This window comes from Bacteroidota bacterium, from assembly GCA_016722375.1.
Taxonomy (GTDB): domain Bacteria; phylum Bacteroidota; class Bacteroidia; order Chitinophagales; family LD1; genus Bog-950.
On record JADKJG010000003.1, the window covers coordinates 101,719 to 123,794 of the forward strand.

Sequence of the window (22,076 nt, forward strand, 5' to 3'; positions counted from 1 at the left end):
GCCGTTAGTGAATAGCGCAGAGTTCCGAAAAGAAATCTCTGCGAGGGGGGATATAACTAGTTTTTAGGTTCAAGTCGTTTAACCAATTCAAGAAAAGCTTTAGGACCCTTAAATTCTTTATCAAGCTTCTCAATTTCTTTACGCAAATAATAAGAAAATGGATAGTTAGACTCCTCCTTGTATTTTATTAGAAGTTCAGTTGGTAATAATATCTTGGTAGGAACTAAATGCACAAATTTTAGGTATTCTTGAATAGCGACTTCTATGGCCTTTTCCTCACGAAATATATCTTGAAAATAAATTAGCGTATCAATATCCATGCAGACTAAAGGAAGGACACACGAGATGTTTAATCCTTCTTGTCGCAATTTATCTAGTTCTTCCTGAAACCAGTAATTAAGGATATAATTTAGCCCACTGGCATTAAATGTTTCATAGTGTGTAACTAACACAGGGTAAATTCTTACGGTTTCTAAAACAATTCCGGTATCTATTGGCCAATCATGAATTAAAATTCTCCTGATATTGCCAACAAGCTGGGAAATAGCTTTGCCGGCAAATTGATGCTTCATTTCCTCAGTAATCTCGAGATAATCAAAACTTTGTTTAACTCTTTTCTTTATCAGAACGTCCTTCGATTCGAAAATAAGAATAGCGTTATCCTTACGCAAATAGAAATCAGGTGCACTTTTAGCTATTCCTATTCTTATTGCATCGTCTTCAGATACCGCGAAGTAATTTCCGGCCGCAATTTTATTTAAGACATTAGCCAGCAAGTATTTTTCGGAAAATCGATCGCAATAAATGTAGCCTCGAAAGTCCTTGAACTTCTTATCTATAGAATAATCTTTAGCATCATGAAGTTCCTTCAACTTGAAATAAAGCCCACGAAAAATCTTATCTATTACGAAGAGATCATAAATAATTCGGTACTCGCCCTTCTCGCCTGGGATTTTATAGAAGGGAAACGCTCTAATCACGGAAAAATCATCATCCTTAATCTCGCCAGTTTCAATCAACGAAAGCTTGTCAAAAAACCTGCAGCCTATCTCAAAATGCTCATCCCGCGTAATACTAACTCTTGTATCTCCTTCTTTCTTATCAACTGCAAACAGAATACTAAAAAGCGGAAGGATTTTCTTAAAGTACTCAATAGAATCTACACACTCATAATATTCTAAAAACCTACTCAATAAATGCTTTGTTTTCTCGTCATAGGTTGATAAAAAGTCAAAGAGGCATTCTGCCTTTAGATATTGAGTAATAGCGGATTTGAGTAAGTCAGTGTTAAGTAGCTCATGCTTGTAAAATGAAGCTAGTAAATAATGCGCCGCTGTACGTAAATCCTCATTTACGTTTTTAACCGAGGCTAAGCCAGCTGTTTCTCTCACTATCCAATCATCACTGGAAGATAGATAAGCTTTGAAAAGATTTATCTCAACTGTTTCTTCTGGAATAGTTTGTTCCTGATGTGGTAATCCATATACAAACTCGAATAATGTTAGACTTGCAATGGGGTTTACAATCCTAAACGGGCCTCTTTCTTTTTCGAATGCGCAGCATCTATTATATACCTGTTGAGCAAATTCGTGGTTGTTAGGTCTGAACCACATACTAATAAAGTCATCATATTTTTCGAATTTGGAATTATGTAGTCTAAAACCAGCTATATGACAAGAAGCATGTAACAGCCAGTTTCTGCTTGCTCCTTGACAATACTGATGAAGGCTAAGGAGCGTTTCATTCGGAAATATTTCCTTAAATCCTGCTATTAGTTCCATAATAGAAAAAGTTGAGAGAACATTGGGTAAGTGCTCCGCTGTGGTTTGTGTTTAGCTTTCCATAAAGATAAAAGTATTTCATGCGTCACCAACAACCAAGGCTTCCCGATCTTCCAAGTATTCTGGCACTTCAGGGTTTCTTTTTCCAAAATATATATAAAAGAAGAAAAGAACCCTGCCCGATGTGCGGTCAGGCGGACCTGCGGCTATATCTTGGTCATTCCGTAAGGTTCCGAAACGGAAAATCAGCACCAGAAAACCCAATTTGTATAGAAAAATATTGTAATTTGGATGTTCTGCTCATAAACACCTTTGCCACAAACGATTATCAACAATAATCCCCGGAATATCAATCATAATCCCCCGATTATTAATCAATTTCCCCGGATTATTGATTAAAGAAGCCGCTATATCGGTTACATATTTCGCTATCTTAATCATAGTAGCCGCTATATTGATTAAATCATTCGCTTTATCAATCACAACCGCGGTTATCTTAATCATACGAGCGGCTAAATCAATCACAAACACCGCTATCTTAATCAAACCTGTCGCGGTATCAATCACAAAATCCGCTTCCCTAATCAAATCTTCCGCGTTCTTAATCAGAAGAGCCGCTATATCAATCACATCGCGTAGCGATTTTCCCAAAACAGGGTACTTCCTCTTTCAAAATTGATGTACAGAAAATACAAGATGCAGTCGGGCTTTCACGTTTTCTATAATTCTACCACAGATTTATTTCTTTCGTACCATGCTACATCGTTTCCTACCATTCCTGCTTCTATTGATTCTTGCATCCTGCAATCAGTCCGCCTCGACGAAAGCGGAACAGAAAAGAAAATTTGTAATCGGCTTTTCGCAATGCAACACCGCTGAACCTTGGCGCGATGCGATGAATAAACTGATGGTGGCTGAAGCTGCCAAGCATACGGATATGGAATTACTTATTTCTGATGCGCAACAGGATAACGCCCGACAGGTGGCCGACATGGAAAACTTTATTCAGAAAGAAGTGGACTTGATTATGATTAGTCCCAACGAAGCGCAGCCACTAACTGCTGTGGTTGAAAAAGCATTCAAGGCGGGTATACCGGTTTTGGTTATTGACCGGAAAGTTTTGACTGATCAATACACCTCATTCATCGGTGCCAACAATTTCAACATCGGCGTAGCGGCAGGAAAGTATGCTGCAAAGTTGCTGAATGGCAAAGGAAACATCGTAGAGATCTGGGGACTCAAAGGTTCTACTCCTGCGCAGGAAAGGCATGATGGTTTTGCAAAAGGATTGGAAGGCAATCCTGAAATCAAAATCATTTATGATCAGGATGGTGCTTGGCTAAGAGAGAAGGGAAAGGAAATCATGGAAAACGCCTTGCAGCGTTTTGAAAAAATTGATTTGGTCTATGCACACAACGACCCGATGGCGATTGGTGCTTATCTCGCTGCTGAAAATGTGAAACGAAATAAGGAAATACACTTCCTTGGCATAGACGGTCTCAGTGGACCAGAAGGAGGAATCCAAGCGGTTGCCAATGGACAATTAGATGCTACCTTTCTTTATCCCACCGGTGGAGACATTGCTATTCAGACCGCACATAAAACCCTGATGGGAGAGAAGGTTGAGAAGTACATCGAACTGGAAACAAGCACCATTGGCAAAGACGATAGTGCGCAATAATATATAGGAGCCTAAAACAATCACGGCATGAAAAAAACTTTCCTCTTATCCGTTCTACTCAATATTTTCCTTTGTTCTTGTGCAGGCAAAGTTGATACGGTTTACGTGATGAGTCCTTCCATGAACAAACTCATTCCGAACATAATTATTACACCAGACAATTATCAAAAGAATAATGAAGCCCTGCCGGTATTGTATCTGTTGCACGGTGCCACCGGTGATTTCAAATCTTGGTTATCCAACGCTCTAGGTTTAGAGGACTATGCCGACCAATACAATATGCTGATTGTTTGTCCGGATGGAGGCTACACCAGTTGGTATTTCGACAGCCCGGTTGATAAATCCATGAAGTATGAAACCTATATCTCCAAAGAGCTAGTTGCTTTTGTGGATAGCAAGTACCGGACACGCGCCGATAAAAATTCTCGCGCCATAGCCGGACTCAGCATGGGTGGACACGGAGCGCTCTATCTTGCTTTTCGCCATCAGGATGTTTGGGGAGCTTGCGGAAGCATGAGCGGTGGCGTGGATATTCGTCCTTTCCCAAACAATTGGGACATTGCTAAACGTTTGGGAACCTACGCCGAACATCCTGACAATTGGGAAAAGAATACCGTCATCAATCTATTGCCCCTGCTGGATGGGAAATCTCTAAACATCATTTTTGATTGCGGTGTGGATGATTTCTTTTATGCGGTGAACAAGAAGTTACATCAGGAAATGCTTTACCAAAGAATTCCTCATGATTACATTGAGCGACCAGGTCAGCATGATGGAAATTATTGGAAAAACGCAGTGAAGTATCAACTACTTTATTTCCATGAGTTCTTTCAACAAAAAAATATGATTCCTTTGGGGAAGGAAAAGTAACCAGAACAATTTTCGATTTCATTTATGTTTCACTAAACCAATGCTATGAAAAAAATTAGACTCTCTTTCTTCTTGCCTCTGTGCTTTCTAATTCTTAACAGCACCGCACAAAATGCTAATGACAAATTCAATGGCCTAGGGGTCAACATGGGGAACCTTTACCGGCTCTCCGATGCCAAGACTCGTTCTATTAGTCCCGAAAATTTTAATGGGGCAAAAGGCGAAGGCGGCAAAGCTACCACCGGAACCGGTGAAAAAGCCTCGCGCGATTTAGGTCAAGGCTGGAAAGTAAGCCCCAGCGTTCGGATAAAATCTAAGACCACCTTTACAGTGGCCGAAATTGAAGGACCCGGTGCCATCCAGCATATATGGATGACGCCTACCGGCAATTGGCGCTATTCTATTTTGCGCTTTTATTGGGATGATGAAACCACTCCATCGGTCGAAGTTCCTGTGGGTGATTTTTTTGGAATGGGATGGGGCGAGTATTCTCCCCTCTCGTCTTTAGCGGTTTGTGTCAACCCCGGCAGCGCTTTCAACTGTTACTGGCAAATGCCTTTTAGAAAAAAATGTAAAATCACTATGGAGAATATTGACGAGAAGGATATGGTGCTTTATTATCAGGTAGATTATACATTGACGGATATACCAGCCGATGCCGGATATTTTCATGCTCAATTTCGCCGCACCAACCCTGTGCCTTATAAAGGGATTTACACTCTGGTAGATGGAATCAAAGGCAAAGGCCAGTATGTAGGAACTTACCTTGCTTGGGGCGTTCATAACAATGGCTGGTGGGGTGAAGGTGAAATAAAATTCTTTATGGACGGAGATAAGGAATACCCTACTATTTGTGGAACCGGTACCGAGGATTATTTCTGTGGGTCTTATGATTTTGATACACAGAAGAAAAACGATGCCGGTGTAGAAACCAGCGACTATACCACCTTCACTACTCCCTATAGTGGATTAGCTCAGGTGATTAGAGGCGATGGCCACTATGATGTGATGCAGCGCTTTGGTTTGTACCGCTGGCATATCACTGACCCCATTCGTTTTGATAAAGATTTGAAAGTAACTATTCAGGCGCTTGGCTGGCGCGACGGAGGTCGCTATCTCCCTTTGCAGGATGATATTGCTTCTACCGTTTTTTGGTATCAAAAGGAGCCACATGCAGCATTTCCAACACTGCCTAATAAAGATGGCTTGGAGGTGAATTAGGCATCTTGCCGACTCCGCTGTTATATAGTTGGAGCAAGAAAGCTGGAAGATATTGTGCGAGTGCATTACCTTGCCCTATTGACTCAAGGCGAAAAACCTGTGCCTGGCAAATCCGATTAGAAAAACTCTTTTCATCTTCTCATCTTTTTATTTCAATATCGCGGAATGAATAATCGGATTACCAACCTTTTTGGAATTGAATACCCTATCATTCAGGCGGGCATGATTTGGTGTTCCGGTTGGGAACTGGCTTCGGCAGTGAGCAATGCCGGAGGCTTGGGAATTATAGGTAGTGGCTCGATGTATCCCGATATTTTGCGCACGCACATTCTGAAATGCAAAGCAGCGACTTCCAAACCTTTTGCGGTCAATGTGCCTATGTTATATCCCGATATTGACAAGCACATGTCTATCATTATAGAGGAAAGAGTTAAAATCGTTTTCACCTCTGCCGGCAATCCAAAAACCTGGACCAGTGTGCTGAAGGAAAAAGGAATTAAAGTAGTTCACGTAACGGCCTCTACCAAATTTGCCAAGAAGTCGGAGGAGGCAGGGTGTGATGCCATTGTTTGTGAGGGGTTTGAAGCAGGCGGACATAACGGAAGAGAAGAAACCACCTCGATGGTTTTGATTCCACAAGTACGGGCTGCGACCAATCTTCCTTTGATTGCTGCCGGTGGCATCGCTACCGGTCGTGGAATGTTGGCGGCTATGGCGCTGGGCGCTGATGCCGTTCAGATAGGAACACGTTTCGTAGCCAGTGCAGAATCATCCGCACACGCTGAATTTAAAAAGGCAGTAATCAACTCACAAGAAGGCGACACCATGCTCTCTAACAAAAAAGTGGTGCCGGTTCGTTTAATAAAAAATGATTTTCAGAAACAGATTCAGGAAGCCGAAGATCGGGGTGCTACGAAAGAACAGTTAATTGAAATATTGGGAAGAGCCAGGGCAAAGAAGGGGATGTTTGAAGGCGATATGAAAGAAGGCGAATTAGAAATCGGACAGATTTCTTCTTTCGTTCGAGAAATCAAACCGGCAGCAGAAATCATCAGCGAAATCTGGCAGGAATTTCTATTAGCCAAAGAAGAGGTCTGTAATCTTTAGAAGCCGCACAACATGAGAAAAAAGCTCACTAGCTTTCCGAAAGAGAAAATCAAAATTTTGTTGTTGGAAAACATTAGTGAAGTATTGGTAGAGGAATTTAAAGAAGTTGGTTATGACCAGGTCAAAAAGCTGAGCGGCGCTTTGGATGAAAAGCAATTGGCAGAAGAGTTAAAAGATGTTCATCTGCTCGGTATTCGCAGCAAAACTCAAATCACAAAAAAGGTTTTGGAGCACGCCGACAAATTATTAGCCATTGGCTGCTATTGTATCGGAGTGAATCAGGTGGACATGAAATCAGCTACTGAAAAAGGTGTAGCGGTGTTCAACGCTCCTTATGCCAATACGCGTAGTGTGGCGGAATTGATTATTGCGAATGCCATCATGCTGATTCGCAAAATACCGGAGAAAAATCGGGCAGCTCATCGTGGCATTTGGCTGAAAGATGCTAAAGGCAGCCATGAACTGCGGGGTAAAACGCTAGGCTTGATTGGATATGGCAACATTGGTACGCAGGTGAGTGTTTTGGCGGAATCTATGGGTATGAAGGTGGTTTACTATGATATAGAAACCAGATTGCCACACGGCAATGCCCAACAAATCAGAACGCTGAAGGATCTGCTGAAACAGGCGGATGTAGTGAGCCTGCACGTTCCTGGAGAAGCCTCTACCCGAAATTTTATTAATGAGCAAACGCTTGCCCTATTTAAACAGGGCAGTGTATTGATTAATTATTCGAGAGGTGAAGTGGTGGATTTAGAGGCTTTGAAAAGCAATATGGACACAGGACATATCGCCGGTGCTGCCCTCGATGTTTTTCCTGAAGAGCCGGAAAACAATGGGGCTGCCTTTTCCTGTGTACTTCAAAACATGCCGAACGTTATTTTGACTCCGCATATAGGCGGCTCTACCGAAGAAGCTCAGTTGAACATTGGCATGGATGTAACGACGAAACTACTGAACTATCTGGAACAAGGCATCAGCACCGGTTCATATTCTGTGCCACCTTTGGTGCTCCCTTCACAGGCTAATGCCTACCGGATATTACACATTCACAAAAATGTTCCGGGTGTATTGGGCGAGATTAATTCTAAACTTTCGCAACATCAGATCAATATTCTGGGACAGTATCTAAAAACCAATGATGAGATTGGATATGTAGTGCTGGATATTGATAAAGAAATTTCTCAGGAGGCATTTGAATTGCTGAAAGGAGTCAGCTATACCATCAAAACACGCATACTGTATTAGTGAGTGAGGGGCTGTCGCAACCGCGTTGACTGCATCTCATTTCCCCTACGTGAACGTTCCATAGTCCTTTCCTTCCTTTATGCTCTTTAGAAACACCCTTGCTGTTTCGGCAATTGTTTCTCTCACCGGAAGGAACTCATAGTTGAGTGCCGCTTTTATTTTTTCATTGCTATATGAAAAAGACTCAAAAGCTATGCCTGCACTGTCACGGGTCACTACGGGCCGGCTTCCTGTAAAAAAAGATTTAAGCACCTCTGCACGCCACGCCAATGAAAGCAAAAAACGACCTGCCTCTAAACTAGGCCGCTTCACCTTCATCTCATCTGCCATCTGCCCAATGATTTCACGAAAAGAAAGATTCTCGGCAGATAGGATGAACTTTTCTCCACTAAAGTTCCCTTCCATCAAGCGGTACAGACATTCTGCCACATCGCGCACATCTACAAATCCCATATTAGAAGCGACATAGAATTTCAATCCTTCATATACCGTTTTGAATAATGAATTGGGTTCTTCCTCCCACCATCCGGCGCCGAGAATAGTAGCAGGACAGGCAATGACTACATTCATTCCTTCTGCCTCTGCCCGCCAAGCTTCGCGCTCGCCATATTGCTTGCTGCGGTAGTAAGCAAAGCATTTGCTGATATTGGGGTCCGAGAAATTTTCATCCATTATTTTCCCCGCAGGCGCCACACCAAACGCGGCAATGGAACTGACATGAACTACTTTTTTTACTCCGGTATCCCGCGCCACATCCATCACGTTTGCAGTGCCTTCAATGTTCACCTGCATCATGTAATCCGTTTCGGAAGGAATGAAAGAAATAATAGCCGCACAGTGATATACTTTCTCTACATCCTTCATGGCAAGCTGGAGAGAAGAAATATCGAGCACATTTCCTTCAATCCATTCTATCTGTTGCGCAAATTCTCCTAATAAGGAAAGGTCAGAAGTCGGGCGTTTCAAGGTGCGCACCTTTCCTCCCTTTTGGAGCAATAATTTTGTAAGATAAGAACCGAGAAAGCCAGTAGCGCCGGTAACAAGAATCATGTATGGCGCAAATTTAGAAGAACTAAAGGTTTATTTCTCCTTGATATCAGCGTGACTGGCTTTCTGCATCTTTGATTTCTATGATACAACCAAATGATTTAATGAATTATCACCACCCGGCGCAGGCTACCCACAGCTAAGTGGAATCATTCTTCGAAGTAAGTTTTAACTTGTTCAATATTCATTCGCACTTTCAGCCAATCTTCAATTTTAGGTTTGTCTGTTGGTTTCCATTTTGTACTGGAATGAATAATGGCAATCCAAATATTTTGCTGAGTAGTGTCGGTGTAATTAGTTGCTGTTTGTAATGAGAAAGATTGAACAGCAGGGTATTGTGTTTTGAGTTCCTTGAAAATTTGTTGGCTCAAAATATTTTGTGAAGAAATGCTGTCAATTTTGCTTTGCAATAAACGAAGTTGATTTTCCTTTTCGTTAAGCGCCATAGTGAGTTGATTGGCTTGTTCATTTTGTTTCTCCTCCTTCAGATAAGCAAACCCTTGTTGTATTTCTAAAGTACATTTGTGGAGATTGTAGATAGTCAATTTGTCTCTCAATTTTTCTATCGCAGCGTCTTCTATAATTTGGCCACCATAGGTGAGGGTAATTGTTTTGCTCTTTGTATCTATATTTTTCTTCAGTAAATAGTCATTAGGGAAAATCGCTTCATTCTCAATGAAGCGATTTGCATTTTTCTGAAATTTATTTTGTTGAACAATGTCGTAACCGAAATATATACTCGGCAATACAGTAATGATCACCACCAGCCATACAATTCGCTTTGCTCTTACCTCATCTTCTTTCATGGGCATTTGCTTAAATGGGAATTTCAAAAAGCGTGTGGTAACGAGCGTAGCTAAGGCAATGAAAACGGTATTGATTAGAAATAAATAAACCGCCCCGAAGAAAAACTGAAATTGAAAGGTTGCCAAGCCATAACCTGCGGTGCATAGTGGCGGCATTAAAGCCGTTGCAATCGCCACACCGGGAATCACATTCCCTTTTTGTTTGCTTGAGGTGGCAAGTATTCCGGCAAGACCGCCAAACAAGGCAATCAAAACATCATAAATATTGGGAGATGTTCGGGCCAATATTTCAGAATGTGCATCGTTGATTGGGGAGAGCAAAAAGAAAACAGTGGAGGTGGCCAATCCCACTGCTCCTGCAAAAAAATAATTGAAGAATGACCTTTTAAGAAGTGCAAGGTCGTTGATTGCCATACCGAAGCCAAGCCCCATGATGGGACCCATTAGTGGAGAAACCAACATGGCACCGATAATCACCGCAGTAGAATTTACATTCAGCCCAAGCGAAGCAATAAAAATGGCAAAAATCAAAATCCAAAGATTGGTGCCTTTAAAGTCAATGCTGTTTTGAATGTTGTCGTTTACTATTTTAAAATCCTCTTTTTCGGCTGCTAACTTAAAGTTGTCTAAAAAACTCATACGCTCGGTTTCGTTTTACTGATTGATTAATGTCTGTCGGGTGAAAGCGTCCTTGTAGTCAAGAGTGTTGCGCACAACTTGTTTTATACTTGAGTATGTACTTCCATCTAGTCGTAATCTCTCGGATAATGGGATACTAAACAGCATAATTATAAAAATTTGACACGCATTTATCTCCAAAGATATTGCTTTGGTTCATAGCTCCAAGATCATCCAGACACAAAAAAAGGCGCCGCCCCTATTCCCACGACGGACTAGCCTATTTCTGTCGCGGTTTTACCTATTTCTGCCACAGAAACAATCTGAGAGTTTTTGAGATTTAAACGAATTAACAGAAAGACCAAGGGGAGGGAAAGCCGATTATGCAATTATCAGGAAAGCCATTAATGGCTGGAGCAGCGTATATAAAGCCATGAAGGCGGAGTAAGGGGTAGCCATAGATTATCGTGTTTGGAACAATTATGGGCATATCCTGCAATCGGTGGGATAAAAGGTGCTTTTGTGAAAACCGGATTACATTCATGATAATCCGGTACAAAAAAATGGAGACGGTCAATATTTCCGGAAGGCTATAAATATGCATTTGTGAGTTTTTATTATCACGGCAAAGATGGTTTTGGATTTCTTAAAGATTTCAGGGAGGAGTAATTTAGCGGGCACCTCTCCACCCAACTTGGTTGTTGGTGACGTTCACTATATTTGTTTTTAATGGATGAACTAAACACCATCAACGGCATAGGAGTGAACGCCGGTTTCAAAAAATCCATATACTTTCTATTCTCAGTTATTGTCTTTGCCTATTTGCTTTTTCGGGCGATTATAATGGACATGACTTATGATGAAATCTGGACCCTCAATCAATTTGTGCCCTCCAGCTTTTATCATATAATCAACTATACTCCTTGTGTTGCCAACAACCATATCTTAAATACAGTACTCATTAAAATTTTATTTCTCACAGGTTCACAACATTATTTTCTCGCCCGCTTGCCTAATTTACTGGCTTCTATAGTTTTTCTGTTTTTCACTTATCGAATTGCAAATATCTTCCTATCGTCTGTTACAGGGTTTGTTTTTTTCATACTATTGGTAACCAACCCATATTTGCTCGACTTTTTCAGTCTGGCGAGAGGCTATGGACTGGCGCTTGGATTTCAGATGGCTTCACTGTATTATCTGATCAGTTTTATCTACAACCATCAAACTAAGAGCGCATACTATTCCCTTCTGGTCGGGTCTTTGGCAGTACTCAGCAATTTTGCCTGGCTGAATTACTTCATCGTGCTATTGCCCTTGATATTATGTGCCGGATGGCTGTTAGCCGACATTAAATACAGGATACGATTTATATCAGTTGCCGGATTTATTTCTCTGGCATTAGCCGCTATTGTTTATGAACCCCTTAGAAAATTGAAAAATTCGGAGGAGCTTTGGTACGGCGGCGGCTCCGATTTCTTTTCCGACTCACTCATTTCTTTAGCGCACTATACCTTATACCTAGAAGTTTCTTACTCTGCTACACATTGGGTTCTTATCTCCTTTCTGACTGTTACAATCACTATAACAGTGCTTTCGTTTTATTTTAACCGCGAGATTATTTCCGCTAGAACGGGTCTTGTATTGCTACTGATATTCAGTACTCTCTCAGCCATCACGCAGCACTTTTTGCTGGGCACACTATATCCTATTGACCGATCCACACTTTTGTATTATCCACTTTTTATCTCCGTTTTGTGCTTCTCATGGGAGGATATTTCAACACACTTTCGTTATCACCGGCTATTTTTAATACTGGCGCTGATATCAACAATAAATTTTATCAAAAATGCCAGTACGTTCAAGTGTGCTAACTGGTATCACGATTCAAGAACTTCGGAGATTTTGGAGTGGCTTAATAACAAAGGGATTCAGGAGCACCGACAAATCAAAATTGATTATTCGTGGCCGGTTTCAGGCTCCACAGAATATCTTTTAAACAAAAACCGATTTCCTTTTGTGAAAAGTGTAAAAAATCAGATACAGCGCGATTCACTTAATTACGAAACTGACTTCTACATTTATTTTGCAGAACCTATTCTTAAAGTGGGTTATGACGCTAATAGTCAAAGAATCAACCACGTGCTAAAGGACACGGTTCTGAAATTCGAGAAGGAGAAGCTATACGTCTTCTCAAACATAAGAGGGTCGAACCCTCTGTCGAAGATTCTCGAAACGAAAACTCGGCGACGGGAGAATTTCTGATGAATTGAAAAAAGCCCTGATTACCATGCAAACTGCCTTTCTCTTAACGATGGTCACAGATACGAATCTCTTTGTTTGTCGAATAATTCTATTGACAGGCGATGATTCGACACAAAAACTATCTTTAGATTAAATTAAAACACAAAAGAAATACTTGCCCTGATGGACTATTTAAAATTCCTCTTGCTTTCTGTTTATCCTTTATTCTTGCTATCCGGCTGTAATAAGAAAGAATACATCTCTCCTGAAAACAAAAACATCACCGAAAGCGCCTACGCATCTGGCATTATAAAAAGCAAAAACCAATACCAGGTTTTCAGCAAAACAAATGGCATACTGGAAAAAGCATTCGTTAAAGAAGGGGCGCGCATTAAAATAGGCGATCCACTTTTTCAAATGGATAATAAAAACTCAAAAGTAGCCACTCGAAATGCACTTCTGGCTTCTGCCACCGCCGACTTTGCTATTAATTCTGATCGGTTAAAAGATGCTCTAAATTCGGTTCAAATGGCTATGAAAAAGTTGAGCAATGATTCTCTATTATTCGCAAGACAGAAGATCCTTTGGAATAGCAACATTGGCACTAGGAATGAACTAGAGCAGAAAGAGTTAAACTTTGAAAATTCTAAAGTAGCGCTGACTCGAGCAAAAGTAACCTATGAAGATTTGCAGCGCCAGCTAAAACTGGCCTCCGGACAAAGCAAAAATAATTATGAAATTGCCAAACTGCTTGAGAAAGATTTGATTATCCGAAGCGATTTAGATGGGGTAGTATATCAAATCAATAAGGAGCAAGGCGAACTGGCATCAAGCCTTTCACCCCTAGCGGTAGTTGGTGCTGATGATTTTATTATTGAGCTAAATATTGATGAATTAGATATTGTAAAAATAAAGCCCGGTCAACAGGTTATTGTGCGAATGGACAGCTATAAATCGCAAATTTTTGAAGCTACAATTACCTCCATCTATCCCATGATGAATGAACGGACCCGGACATTTATTGCAGAGGCTGTATTTACGAAAAGACCTATTGAGCTTTATCCAAATCTTACACTGGAAGCCAACATCGTGATTCATACAAAACAAAATGTATTAACCATTCCAAGGAGCTACTTGGTCAATGATTCTACTGTAATGCTCCAAAATGGGAAGATGCAACAAGTAGAATTGGGCCTAATGGATTATAACTTGGTAGAAATAAAAAAGGGGCTCACCGCTCATTCCAAAATAGCGTTGCCCGAAAAATGAGAATCAAGCACATCACCGAAATTGCCGGGGCACTTTTGTTTTCTCGTTGGAAACAAACATTAGTAGCCGCTATTGGAGTAACTTTCAGTATCACCTTGTTTATAGCGCTGCTTGGTTTTATGGAAGGCTTAAATCAATTATTAGATAGCTTGGTTTTAAACCGGACCCCTCACATAAGGCTATACAATGACATCCGGCCTTCAAAACTTCAGCCTATTGAGATAGCAGAGCAATACAAAAATTATCACCACTTTATCAGTTCCGTAAAGCCTGCCAACGCACGAAAGAAAATTTACAACGCAGAACAGATTTTCGACAGGCTATACGCTGACCCGCGTGTACTCGGAGTGGCACCAAAAGTAACGGTTCAAGCTTTTTACAATCTCGGGAAAATAGATCTAAATGGGGTTATTAACGGCGTAGATGTAGAACAGGAGGCCAAACTTTTCTCGTTTAATGATTACGTCACTGGTGGAAATTATTATGATCTGAAAAATATTTCAAATAGTATTATCCTAGGGAAAGGTGCTGCCGATAAAATGCTGGCTAAGGTCGGTGATATTATTATCGTAACCACCACGGGAGGCGAACAGTTTCCACTAAAAGTAGTGGGCTTTTTTCAATCGGGCATTGCTGAACTTGACAAAGTACAAAGCTATGCCAGTTTGGCAACCACACAGAAACTCTTGGGCGAAACAGGTAATTATGTCAGCGATATCCAGATAAAATTAAAAGACCTTAATCAGGCCCCCGAGGTAGCTCGTGAATATGAAAAGCTATTCAACATTGACGCAGAGGATATACAAACTGCCAATGCCCAGTTTGAAACCGGAAGCAATGTCCGTTCGATTATCTCCTATGCTGTAGGCATCACTCTGTTGATTGTTTCAGGCTTTGGAATTTACAATATCCTGAACATGATGATCTATGAAAAAATGGACTCCATTGCTATTCTAAAAGCCACTGGCTTTGCAGGAGACGATGTCAAAACAATTTTCATCGTTGTGGCATTGAGTATCGGAATCTCTGGTGCTCTAGGCGGAGTTGTTTTTGGCTTTTTGCTCTCCCTGCTTATTGATGCCGTCCCGTTTAAAACCGCTTCGCTTCCTACTATTACTACCTATCCAATTGATTATGGATTGCAATACTATTCTATCGCTGTAGCATTTGCCATCATCACCACTTTTTTTGCCGGTTGGTTTCCTGCTCAAAAAGCAAGCAAAGTGGATCCTGTTATTATCATTAGAGGCAAATGAAAAATCATAACGCACTGGAGGCGCGATCCATCTTCAAGACATTTAACGATCCTGTAAAAATTGATGTTCTAAAGGATATAACATTCAATATAGGCTGTGGAGAATTTGTATCCGTGATCGGCAAATCGGGTTGCGGGAAATCAACCTTGCTTTATATTCTTTCTACCATGGACACGGATTACACCGGTCAGCTATTCATTGATGGTGAAAGTATGCACAACAAAAAAGAGAAAGAGCTAGCAGCTATACGCAATGAAAAGATCGGTTTTGTTTTTCAGTTTCATTATTTGCTCAACGAATTTACCGTATTGAAAAACGTCATGCTGCCCGGCTTTAAACCGGATAAGTTATCAGAAGAGGAATTGGAAAACAACGCGCTCACACTGTTAAATAAGTTGGGAATTGGGAATCTGGCTCATAAGATGGCTTACCAATTGTCGGGAGGCGAAAAACAACGAGTAGCCATTGCCCGGGCAATGATCAATAACCCAATCATTATCATGTGTGATGAGCCTACCGGAAATCTGGATAATAAGAATACGGACATGGTGCTCGAAATATTTAAAGACCTAGCCAAGACTCATCTAAGAACATTATTGGTTGTAACTCATGATATGAATTTTGCTGAGAGTACCGAGCGCATCATAGAAATGGACGATGGGCGCATAATAAACCAGTAGCTTCAAAAATAGATAGCCAACTGAAAAATCTTTTGCCTTGCAGACGACAATGGGAGAGATTTAATTCATCCTTTTTCCATTCAAGCTACATACTCCTTCTATACTGTCCGCCCACTTCATACAGGGCATGGGTGATTTCTCCAAGAGTACAATACTTGACGGTTTCCATCAATTCTTCAAACAGGTTTCCATTATCTGTAGCTACTTGCTGTAGTTTTTTTAGTGCTTCAGATGAAGTAGCGGTGCTACGCTTTTTAAACGCATTCAGTGCGTTGATTTGAAACTCTTTTTCTTCCGATGTAGAACGAATCACTTCCTGAGGAAGGATAGTTGGCGAACCGGTCTTGCTGAGAAACGTGTTTACACCGACAATCGGATATTCACCGGTGTGCTTTTGATGTTCATAGTAAAGCGACTCTTCCTGTATTTTATTGCGCTGATACATTCTTTCCATAGCACCCAATACACCGCCTCGTTCTGTGAGGCGCTTGAATTCTGTGAGTACTGCCTCTTCTACCAAGTCCGTTAATTCTTCGATCAAGAAAGAACCTTGATTTGGATTTTCATTTTTTGCAGTACCCAATTCGCGATTGATAATCAATTGAATCGCCATAGCGCGGCGTACACTTTCTTCCGTAGGGGTAGTAATGGCTTCATCATAAGCATTGGTGTGAAGCGAATTGCAGTTATCATAAATGGCATAGAGCGCTTGCAGCGTTGTTCTGATATCATTGAAATCAATTTCCTGCGCGTGCAAACTTCTGCCGGAGGTCTGGATATGATATTTTAATTTCTGCGCGCGTTCGTTGGCTTTATATTTATTCTTCATGGCCTTGGCCCAAATGCGCCTTGCCACCCTGCCAATCACCGAATATTCCGGGTCCATTCCATTGCTGAAAAAGAAAGAAAGGTTAGGAGCAAAGTCGTCAATCTTCATACCGCGGCTGAGGTAATATTCCACATACGTAAAGCCGTTAGATAGTGTGAACGCCAACTGAGAAATTGGATTGGCACCTGCCTCGGCAATATGATACCCGGAAATAGAAACCGAATAGAAATTGCGCACTTTTTGGTCTATGAAATATTGCTGTACATCCCCCATCATCTTCAAAGCAAATTCAGTGGAGAAGATACAAGTGTTCTGCGCCTGATCTTCTTTCAGAATATCTGCTTGCACGGTTCCGCGGACAGACTGCAAAGCTTTGGTTTTCAGTTTTTCATACACCTCTTTGGGCAACACCCTGTCGCCACTGGTTCCCAGCAAAGTCAAACCCAGCCCGTTGTTTCCCTGAGGAAGGCTACCGTTATAAACCGGTGCTCCGGCTTTTTGATCTTTGAATATATCTTTCAGTTTTTTCTGAACTTCTTTTTCCAGGCCGTGCTCTTTAATATATTTTTCACATTCCTGATCAATAGCGGCATTCATGAAAAAAGCAAGAATCATCGGCGCAGGACCGTTGATAGTCATACTCACCGAGGTTTTAGGATTACAAAGATCAAAGCCACTATATAATTTCTTCGCATCATCCACCGTAGCAATGCTTACACCGCTGTTGCCCACCTTTCCATAAATATCAGGGCGATGATCCGGGTCTTGACCGTAAAGCGTAACGGAATCAAAAGCAGTAGATAATCGAATGGCTGGCTGCCCCAATGAAACATAGTGAAAACGCTTGTTCGTTCGTTCCGGCCCACCCTCACCGGCAAACATACGGGTAGGGTCTTCGCCTTCGCGTTTCAGCGGAAATACTCCGGCTGTGTATGGAAACTCGCCCGGAACATTTTCCTGCAACTGCCAGCGCAAAATATCACCCCAATCATGGTATCTAGGTAGATATACCTTGCGGATGTTCGTTCCCGAAAGGCTCTTGTGAACAAAGGGAAGCTGCAATACTTTTTCGCGCACCTCAAAGGCAAATGTTTCACCGGAGTACCTCTTTTTCAGTTCCTTCCAGTTATCAATCAGGTCTTTACAGAAAGCGTGAAACCCTTTTTCATAATGAGTAATCAATTTTTTGACTTCCGAATTATCTTTCAGTTCCACGCTCACGCCATATAACTGATATAGCTTGCTGGCAATGGCACATTGCTCGTCCACCCACTGGTCATAGGCTTCATTGTTTTCTGCAATCTCCGCCAGATAGCGCACGCGAGCCGGTGGAATGATCTGAGATTTGGTAGCGGTATTTTTAGCAGAAGTATGTTTTACGTGAAACTCTTGACCTGTTTTCTCTTTCACCTTGTTGGTCAGCATTTCAAAAAGATGATTCACTCCGGCATCGTTAAACTGAGAGGCAATGGTTCCCACAATCGGCAGTTCTTCATCCTTGGCTTGAAAAAGCTGATGGCTTCGTTTATAAGCTTTGCGAACATCTGCCAAAGAATCCAGTGCTCCGGCTTTATCAAATTTGTTGATGGCAATCAGGTCGGCATAATCAATCATGTTGATCTTTTCCAATTGAGAAGCAGCTCCATATTCCGGTGTCATGACATACATAGAAACATCGCAATAGTCCAAGATGGAAGCATCGCTCTGACCTACTCCGGCACTTTCAAGAATGATAAAATCGAAATGCGCAGCCTTACAGATGTCAATGGCCTCTTGCACATGCACACTCAACGCCCGGTCACTCTCTCTCGTTGCCAGTGAACGCATATAAGCGCGCGGATTAGAGATAGAATTCATCCGTATTCTATCGCCCAACAAAGCCCCACCGGTTTTCTTTTTGGATGGATCCACCGAAATCACCGCGATAGTCTTGTCTTTAAAGTGACGGAGAAATCTGCGCACAATCTCATCGGTTACCGATGATTTTCCCGCGCCACCGGTTCCGGTAATTCCCAACACCGGAATAACACCCTTGTCCTTTTCTATCTTGGCGATCAGTTTTTTGCCTTCGTCTTCATCATTTTCAACGGTGGTGATGGCCTTGCCAATAATCTTCCAGTTTTTGCTTTTCAACTGTTTCAGTTCCCCATTCAATTTGATCCGCGTATCAAAATCGCATTGACTGATCACATCTTCGATCATTCCTTCCAGACCCATTTTTCTTCCATCATCCGGTGTATAGATTCGGGCGATACCGTATTGATGCAAGTCCTTAATTTCTTCCGGAAGAATGGTACCACCTCCTCCACCAAATATCTTGATATGACCGCACCCTTGCTCCTGCAACAAATCATACATGTATTTGAAGAATTCCGTATGCCCTCCCTGATAGGAGGTAACGGCAATACCTTGAGCGTCTTCCTGTATAGCGCACTCCACAATTTCCTGAGCGCTCCGGTTATGACCCAAGTGGATCACTTCGGCTCCTTTGGCTTGCATGATTCGACGCATGATATTGATAGCCGCATCGTGGCCATCGAACAGAGATGCAGCAGTGACTATTCTAACTTTATGTTTCAGATTCATGAAGATAATTTGACAATAGGATGATAATAAAATGAGGTAACAAAAACACCGGTGAAATTAGCAGATTGAGACAAACCTGTAAGGCAACATTCGTATTTTAAAATCTGCTTATCATTATGCTCTAAATAATGGCAAATGAAAAATTGGCTTATAATCTTCTTCGTTGCGGTTGTGCCGCTTGTTTCTACCGGACAAATAGATTTCGTTGATAACAATTGGGCAAAGGCGAGGGAGACTGCTAAAGAACAGAACAAATACCTGTTTGTAGATGCCTACACCGACTGGTGCGGGTGGTGTAAGGTGATGGATAAAAAAACATTCAGTCAGGATTCTGTAGCCCAGTTTATGAACCAGCATTTTGTCTCATTGAAATTAGAGATGGAACATGATTATGGCGTCAAAATAGCCATGAAATATCGGGTGGCTTCCTTTCCCAGCTATCTTGTTTTCAGCCCTGATGGGAGGTTGGTCTATACAATGGCCGGATATATGGAAGCCGCTTCATTCATGGGAAAGTTAAAAGAAGCATTGAATCCTGAAAAGCAGAAATCATATCCGGAATAAGCGATAAATCGAGTTGGACTATCCCGAGTTTTATGGCAAAATGTTTGCAGAGAATGGCAAAAGAGTATTCCCGGATTCCATCACTCTAATGAGCTATCTCGATCAGCAAAGCGACTTGTTTACTGAAGTAAACTACTCAATCATTAATAAGTTAGTCGCTAAGGTTTCTGACAAATATCAGCAGTTCTTTTTAGATAATCAGGATAAGTACGCCTCGCTCTACGGCAAGGACGAAGCCGACGATATGGTTTCCAATTTAGCCTACGGAAAACTTAAAAAAGCAGTAAAAGACTCCAGTGAAGTGCAACTTCAAAATGTTCGTGCCTTTGTAGATAAATATGTTCGCGAAGACAAAGAACAGACCAAAACTTATTACGGAATCTATTTCTATAAATCAGTTGGAAACTGGAAAAAATTTGCCGATGAGGTAGATACTCACCTCCGGAAAAATAAGGAAGTGGACGATCAAACGATTAATGGCTGGGCATGGGAGGTTTATGAAAACGCATCAGACCAAGAAGTGATACAAAAGGCTATCGCTTGGATGAAGCCGGTAATAGATACCAAGCCGAAATATTTCAACATGGATACTTACGCGGCGCTTTTATATAAAGCAGGGAAATTGAAGGCTGCAAAAGTATATGCCCAAAAAGCGATTGAACTGGGAAAGAAGGAAGAAGAGAAGACCGAAGAAACCGAAAAATTACTCAAGAAAATTGAGAAAGAAAGTAAAAAGTAAGGACGGCTCATCCGCAATTATTTTCACACCCTTGCCTCTAAGAATATAATGCAATTTATTCAATAGGATAATTGCTTCTTGTTTTGGTTGGGATTAAATTCTGATTTCTTCAAGGAATATATCTCCGGTAAAAAAATTTGTTTTTATAGTAGACTTCTTCGGAAAATCATCCATTTGTCTCCCTCTGGAGTATGTGCGTTAAGTTAAGCTTGTCAATTTATGGTTGAAACTTTTATCTGTACTTGAATCCGAAGGATTCAGATGTTTATAGAATCAGGAAGGAGAAGGATGCGACCCCGAAGGAGGTCGAACAAAGTGCGACCCTTTCAGGGTCATTGTCCTTCGCTGGGTATTCTTACTATAAACCTATCACCTCTTCAAGGTGAAAAACAGAATAATTCTTCTCCTAACTTAACGCATATGCCCTCTGGAGGAGTGTAGAGGGAGGAAATTAAACAAACCCGATTTTCCGAAGAGTCTACTGAGTTACATAAGCCACAAAAAAAGGCGCTCCCTTTCGAGAGCGCCTGACCAAGACTAAAAATGGGATTTTATTAGTCTTGAGGTAAACTGAGCCGGAGCGTTGCCACCGGACTGTAGCCCTCATATCCTGCATGGCTAAGGGTCGCCACGCGGAAATAATACTTGGTGCCGGGTGTTAAATCATAAATCTGAATTGAAGCCTTTTCAGATTGATATACCATTGGCCAACCCTGTGCAGGATTTGTAGTGGCCTCAATTCGATAACCGGATGATTTCTTCACCGCTTTCCATTTCAACTTCACAGAGCCCTCCGCTGCGGCTTGCTTGGCAACCAGAGTTTCAGGAGAATTAAGAATGCCAATTGGACTTTTAGAATCCCGAATATCCATACCGGAGCTGAGTGCAATTTCCGGATCTCCTTTTGCTTCACCCTCTACGTAAATCTGTAGATCGGACATCAATATGTCCAACTCTGCTTCGCGGAGGTCGCGGATTTCGGTAGCTGCTGGCCCTCCTGGAAGAGCCTGCTGTGCCAACTCGAGTGCATCTATAGCTGTGGTGATATCAGCCAAGGTGGGAGAGGGTACCGCAAAGTTGGGATTACCAGTCATGAATTCCACCACCCGGCGAGCCAGAGTGATTTTTTGTGGCACGGTCAACAGGTGAAAGCCCAGTTTGACAATAAAGGATACGATAAATACAGCAATGTGCTGGCAGACGGTACGCTTTGCGCTCCCGCCCTTTTTGTTTTTGTTCTTTTTCATTTTGTTTTTGTTTTAAAATTTGAATAAAAAATACGCAGCACCTCGTTCGTAAGCCTCCGCCTATGGCAGAATTTTATCCCTTGAAACAGGATGCTGTTTTTGTTTAGCTATCCATAAAACAGCTATTGTCATTAGCAAACATCCGACCTCCCTTGCCTGCGCCGGCTGGCAATGCAGGAAGCTCCGGGAACCTCTTAAAACCAATCTTTCGCCTTTGAAACTGTACCCCTCCTACTGATTCAGGGTACAGCTTGAATCAGCAGGTTTTCATTGGCAAAATCATTAG

At 41.7% G+C, this 22,076-nt stretch carries 17 protein-coding genes; 11 read left to right on the plus strand and 6 right to left on the minus strand.

What is annotated here, in order from left to right:
* Positions 1-56: 56 nt before the first annotated feature.
* Together IPP77_04135 and IPP77_04140 are read right to left on the minus strand one after the other, a co-directional pair.
* On the minus strand, positions 57-1,781 hold the full coding sequence (locus IPP77_04135) for a hypothetical protein (GenBank protein ID MBL0308879.1): 1,725 nt from the start codon (positions 1,779-1,781) through the stop codon (positions 57-59).
* Positions 1,782-2,081: 300 nt separating this feature from the next.
* The gene (locus tag IPP77_04140; GenBank protein ID MBL0308880.1) at positions 2,082-2,432 is read right to left on the minus strand and encodes a hypothetical protein; all 351 of its coding nucleotides are present in this window, start codon (positions 2,430-2,432) and stop codon (positions 2,082-2,084) included.
* A 103-nt stretch (positions 2,433-2,535) separates the two neighbouring features.
* Here IPP77_04140 and IPP77_04145 point away from each other — a divergent pair, with 103 nt between their 5' ends.
* From IPP77_04145 to serA, 5 genes are all read left to right on the plus strand, one after another.
* Complete coding sequence (locus IPP77_04145; protein ID MBL0308881.1) at positions 2,536-3,462, plus strand: substrate-binding domain-containing protein; 927 nt, start codon at positions 2,536-2,538, stop codon at positions 3,460-3,462.
* 27 nt (positions 3,463-3,489) lie between these two features.
* A complete protein-coding gene (locus IPP77_04150) occupies positions 3,490-4,332 on the plus strand; it encodes an esterase family protein (GenBank protein MBL0308882.1) in 843 nt (280 codons plus the stop codon).
* A gap of 45 nt (positions 4,333-4,377) precedes the next feature.
* The gene (locus tag IPP77_04155; GenBank protein ID MBL0308883.1) at positions 4,378-5,553 is read left to right on the plus strand and encodes a DUF2961 domain-containing protein; all 1,176 of its coding nucleotides are present in this window, start codon (positions 4,378-4,380) and stop codon (positions 5,551-5,553) included.
* Between the two features lie 165 nt (positions 5,554-5,718).
* Positions 5,719-6,660 (plus strand): nitronate monooxygenase, encoded by a 942-nt coding sequence (locus tag IPP77_04160; GenBank protein ID MBL0308884.1) that lies wholly within the window; start codon positions 5,719-5,721, stop codon positions 6,658-6,660.
* Between the two features lie 12 nt (positions 6,661-6,672).
* Entirely contained in the window at positions 6,673-7,908 is a 1,236-nt protein-coding gene (gene serA / locus IPP77_04165) for a phosphoglycerate dehydrogenase (protein MBL0308885.1), read from the plus strand.
* Positions 7,909-7,953: 45 nt separating this feature from the next.
* Here serA and IPP77_04170 read toward each other — a convergent pair whose 3' ends face one another.
* Positions 7,954-8,958 (minus strand): NAD-dependent epimerase/dehydratase family protein, encoded by a 1,005-nt coding sequence (locus IPP77_04170; protein ID MBL0308886.1) that lies wholly within the window; start codon positions 8,956-8,958, stop codon positions 7,954-7,956.
* A 146-nt stretch (positions 8,959-9,104) separates the two neighbouring features.
* Complete coding sequence (locus IPP77_04175) at positions 9,105-10,400, minus strand: DUF389 domain-containing protein (GenBank protein MBL0308887.1); 1,296 nt, start codon at positions 10,398-10,400, stop codon at positions 9,105-9,107.
* Positions 10,401-11,108: 708 nt separating this feature from the next.
* Between IPP77_04175 and IPP77_04180 the strand changes: the two genes are divergently transcribed.
* From IPP77_04180 to IPP77_04195, 4 genes are all read left to right on the plus strand, one after another.
* Positions 11,109-12,641 (plus strand): hypothetical protein, encoded by a 1,533-nt coding sequence (locus tag IPP77_04180; GenBank protein ID MBL0308888.1) that lies wholly within the window; start codon positions 11,109-11,111, stop codon positions 12,639-12,641.
* A 162-nt stretch (positions 12,642-12,803) separates the two neighbouring features.
* The gene (locus IPP77_04185) at positions 12,804-13,889 is read left to right on the plus strand and encodes an efflux RND transporter periplasmic adaptor subunit (protein ID MBL0308889.1); all 1,086 of its coding nucleotides are present in this window, start codon (positions 12,804-12,806) and stop codon (positions 13,887-13,889) included.
* Complete coding sequence (locus IPP77_04190; GenBank protein ID MBL0308890.1) at positions 13,886-15,145, plus strand: ABC transporter permease; 1,260 nt, start codon at positions 13,886-13,888, stop codon at positions 15,143-15,145. Before IPP77_04185 ends, IPP77_04190 begins: the two co-directional genes overlap by 4 nt.
* A complete protein-coding gene (locus IPP77_04195; GenBank protein MBL0308891.1) occupies positions 15,142-15,825 on the plus strand; it encodes an ABC transporter ATP-binding protein in 684 nt (227 codons plus the stop codon). The genes IPP77_04190 and IPP77_04195 overlap by 4 nt, the downstream gene beginning before the upstream one ends.
* An 85-nt stretch (positions 15,826-15,910) precedes the next feature.
* Here IPP77_04195 and IPP77_04200 read toward each other — a convergent pair whose 3' ends face one another.
* A complete protein-coding gene (locus tag IPP77_04200; protein ID MBL0308892.1) occupies positions 15,911-19,240 on the minus strand; it encodes a methylmalonyl-CoA mutase family protein in 3,330 nt (1,109 codons plus the stop codon).
* Between the two features lie 135 nt (positions 19,241-19,375).
* On the opposite strand from IPP77_04200, the gene IPP77_04205 reads away from it, so the two are divergent.
* Positions 19,376-19,804, plus strand: a complete 429-nt coding sequence (locus IPP77_04205; GenBank protein MBL0308893.1) for a DUF255 domain-containing protein — start codon at positions 19,376-19,378, stop codon at positions 19,802-19,804.
* Between the two features lie 40 nt (positions 19,805-19,844).
* Positions 19,845-20,543, plus strand: coding sequence for a hypothetical protein (locus tag IPP77_04210; protein ID MBL0308894.1), 699 nt, complete (start codon positions 19,845-19,847; stop codon positions 20,541-20,543).
* A gap of 554 nt (positions 20,544-21,097) precedes the next feature.
* Here the strand turns inward: IPP77_04210 and IPP77_04215 are convergent.
* The gene (locus IPP77_04215; GenBank protein MBL0308895.1) at positions 21,098-21,790 is read right to left on the minus strand and encodes a fibronectin type III domain-containing protein; all 693 of its coding nucleotides are present in this window, start codon (positions 21,788-21,790) and stop codon (positions 21,098-21,100) included.
* Between the last annotated feature and the right edge of the window lie 286 nt (positions 21,791-22,076).

Bases quoted from the DNA above. Each gene is read 5' to 3' on its own strand.
- IPP77_04190 (MBL0308890.1), top strand. From the start codon at position 13,886: ATGAGAATCAAGCACATCACCGAAATTGCCGGGGCACTTTTGTTTTCT.
- IPP77_04180 (MBL0308888.1), top strand. From the start codon at position 11,109: ATGGATGAACTAAACACCATCAACGGCATAGGAGTGAACGCCGGTTTC.
- IPP77_04185 (MBL0308889.1), top strand. From the start codon at position 12,804: ATGGACTATTTAAAATTCCTCTTGCTTTCTGTTTATCCTTTATTCTTG.
- IPP77_04215 (MBL0308895.1), bottom strand. From the start codon at position 21,790: ATGAAAAAGAACAAAAACAAAAAGGGCGGGAGCGCAAAGCGTACCGTC.
- IPP77_04170 (MBL0308886.1), bottom strand. From the start codon at position 8,958: ATGATTCTTGTTACCGGCGCTACTGGCTTTCTCGGTTCTTATCTTACA.
- IPP77_04135 (MBL0308879.1), bottom strand. From the start codon at position 1,781: ATGGAACTAATAGCAGGATTTAAGGAAATATTTCCGAATGAAACGCTC.
- IPP77_04205 (MBL0308893.1), top strand. From the start codon at position 19,376: ATGAAAAATTGGCTTATAATCTTCTTCGTTGCGGTTGTGCCGCTTGTT.
- IPP77_04195 (MBL0308891.1), top strand. From the start codon at position 15,142: ATGAAAAATCATAACGCACTGGAGGCGCGATCCATCTTCAAGACATTT.
- IPP77_04210 (MBL0308894.1), top strand. From the start codon at position 19,845: ATGTTTGCAGAGAATGGCAAAAGAGTATTCCCGGATTCCATCACTCTA.
- IPP77_04150 (MBL0308882.1), top strand. From the start codon at position 3,490: ATGAAAAAAACTTTCCTCTTATCCGTTCTACTCAATATTTTCCTTTGT.
- IPP77_04160 (MBL0308884.1), top strand. From the start codon at position 5,719: ATGAATAATCGGATTACCAACCTTTTTGGAATTGAATACCCTATCATT.
- IPP77_04200 (MBL0308892.1), bottom strand. From the start codon at position 19,240: ATGAATCTGAAACATAAAGTTAGAATAGTCACTGCTGCATCTCTGTTC.
- IPP77_04155 (MBL0308883.1), top strand. From the start codon at position 4,378: ATGAAAAAAATTAGACTCTCTTTCTTCTTGCCTCTGTGCTTTCTAATT.
- IPP77_04145 (MBL0308881.1), top strand. From the start codon at position 2,536: ATGCTACATCGTTTCCTACCATTCCTGCTTCTATTGATTCTTGCATCC.
- serA (MBL0308885.1), top strand. From the start codon at position 6,673: ATGAGAAAAAAGCTCACTAGCTTTCCGAAAGAGAAAATCAAAATTTTG.
- IPP77_04175 (MBL0308887.1), bottom strand. From the start codon at position 10,400: ATGAGTTTTTTAGACAACTTTAAGTTAGCAGCCGAAAAAGAGGATTTT.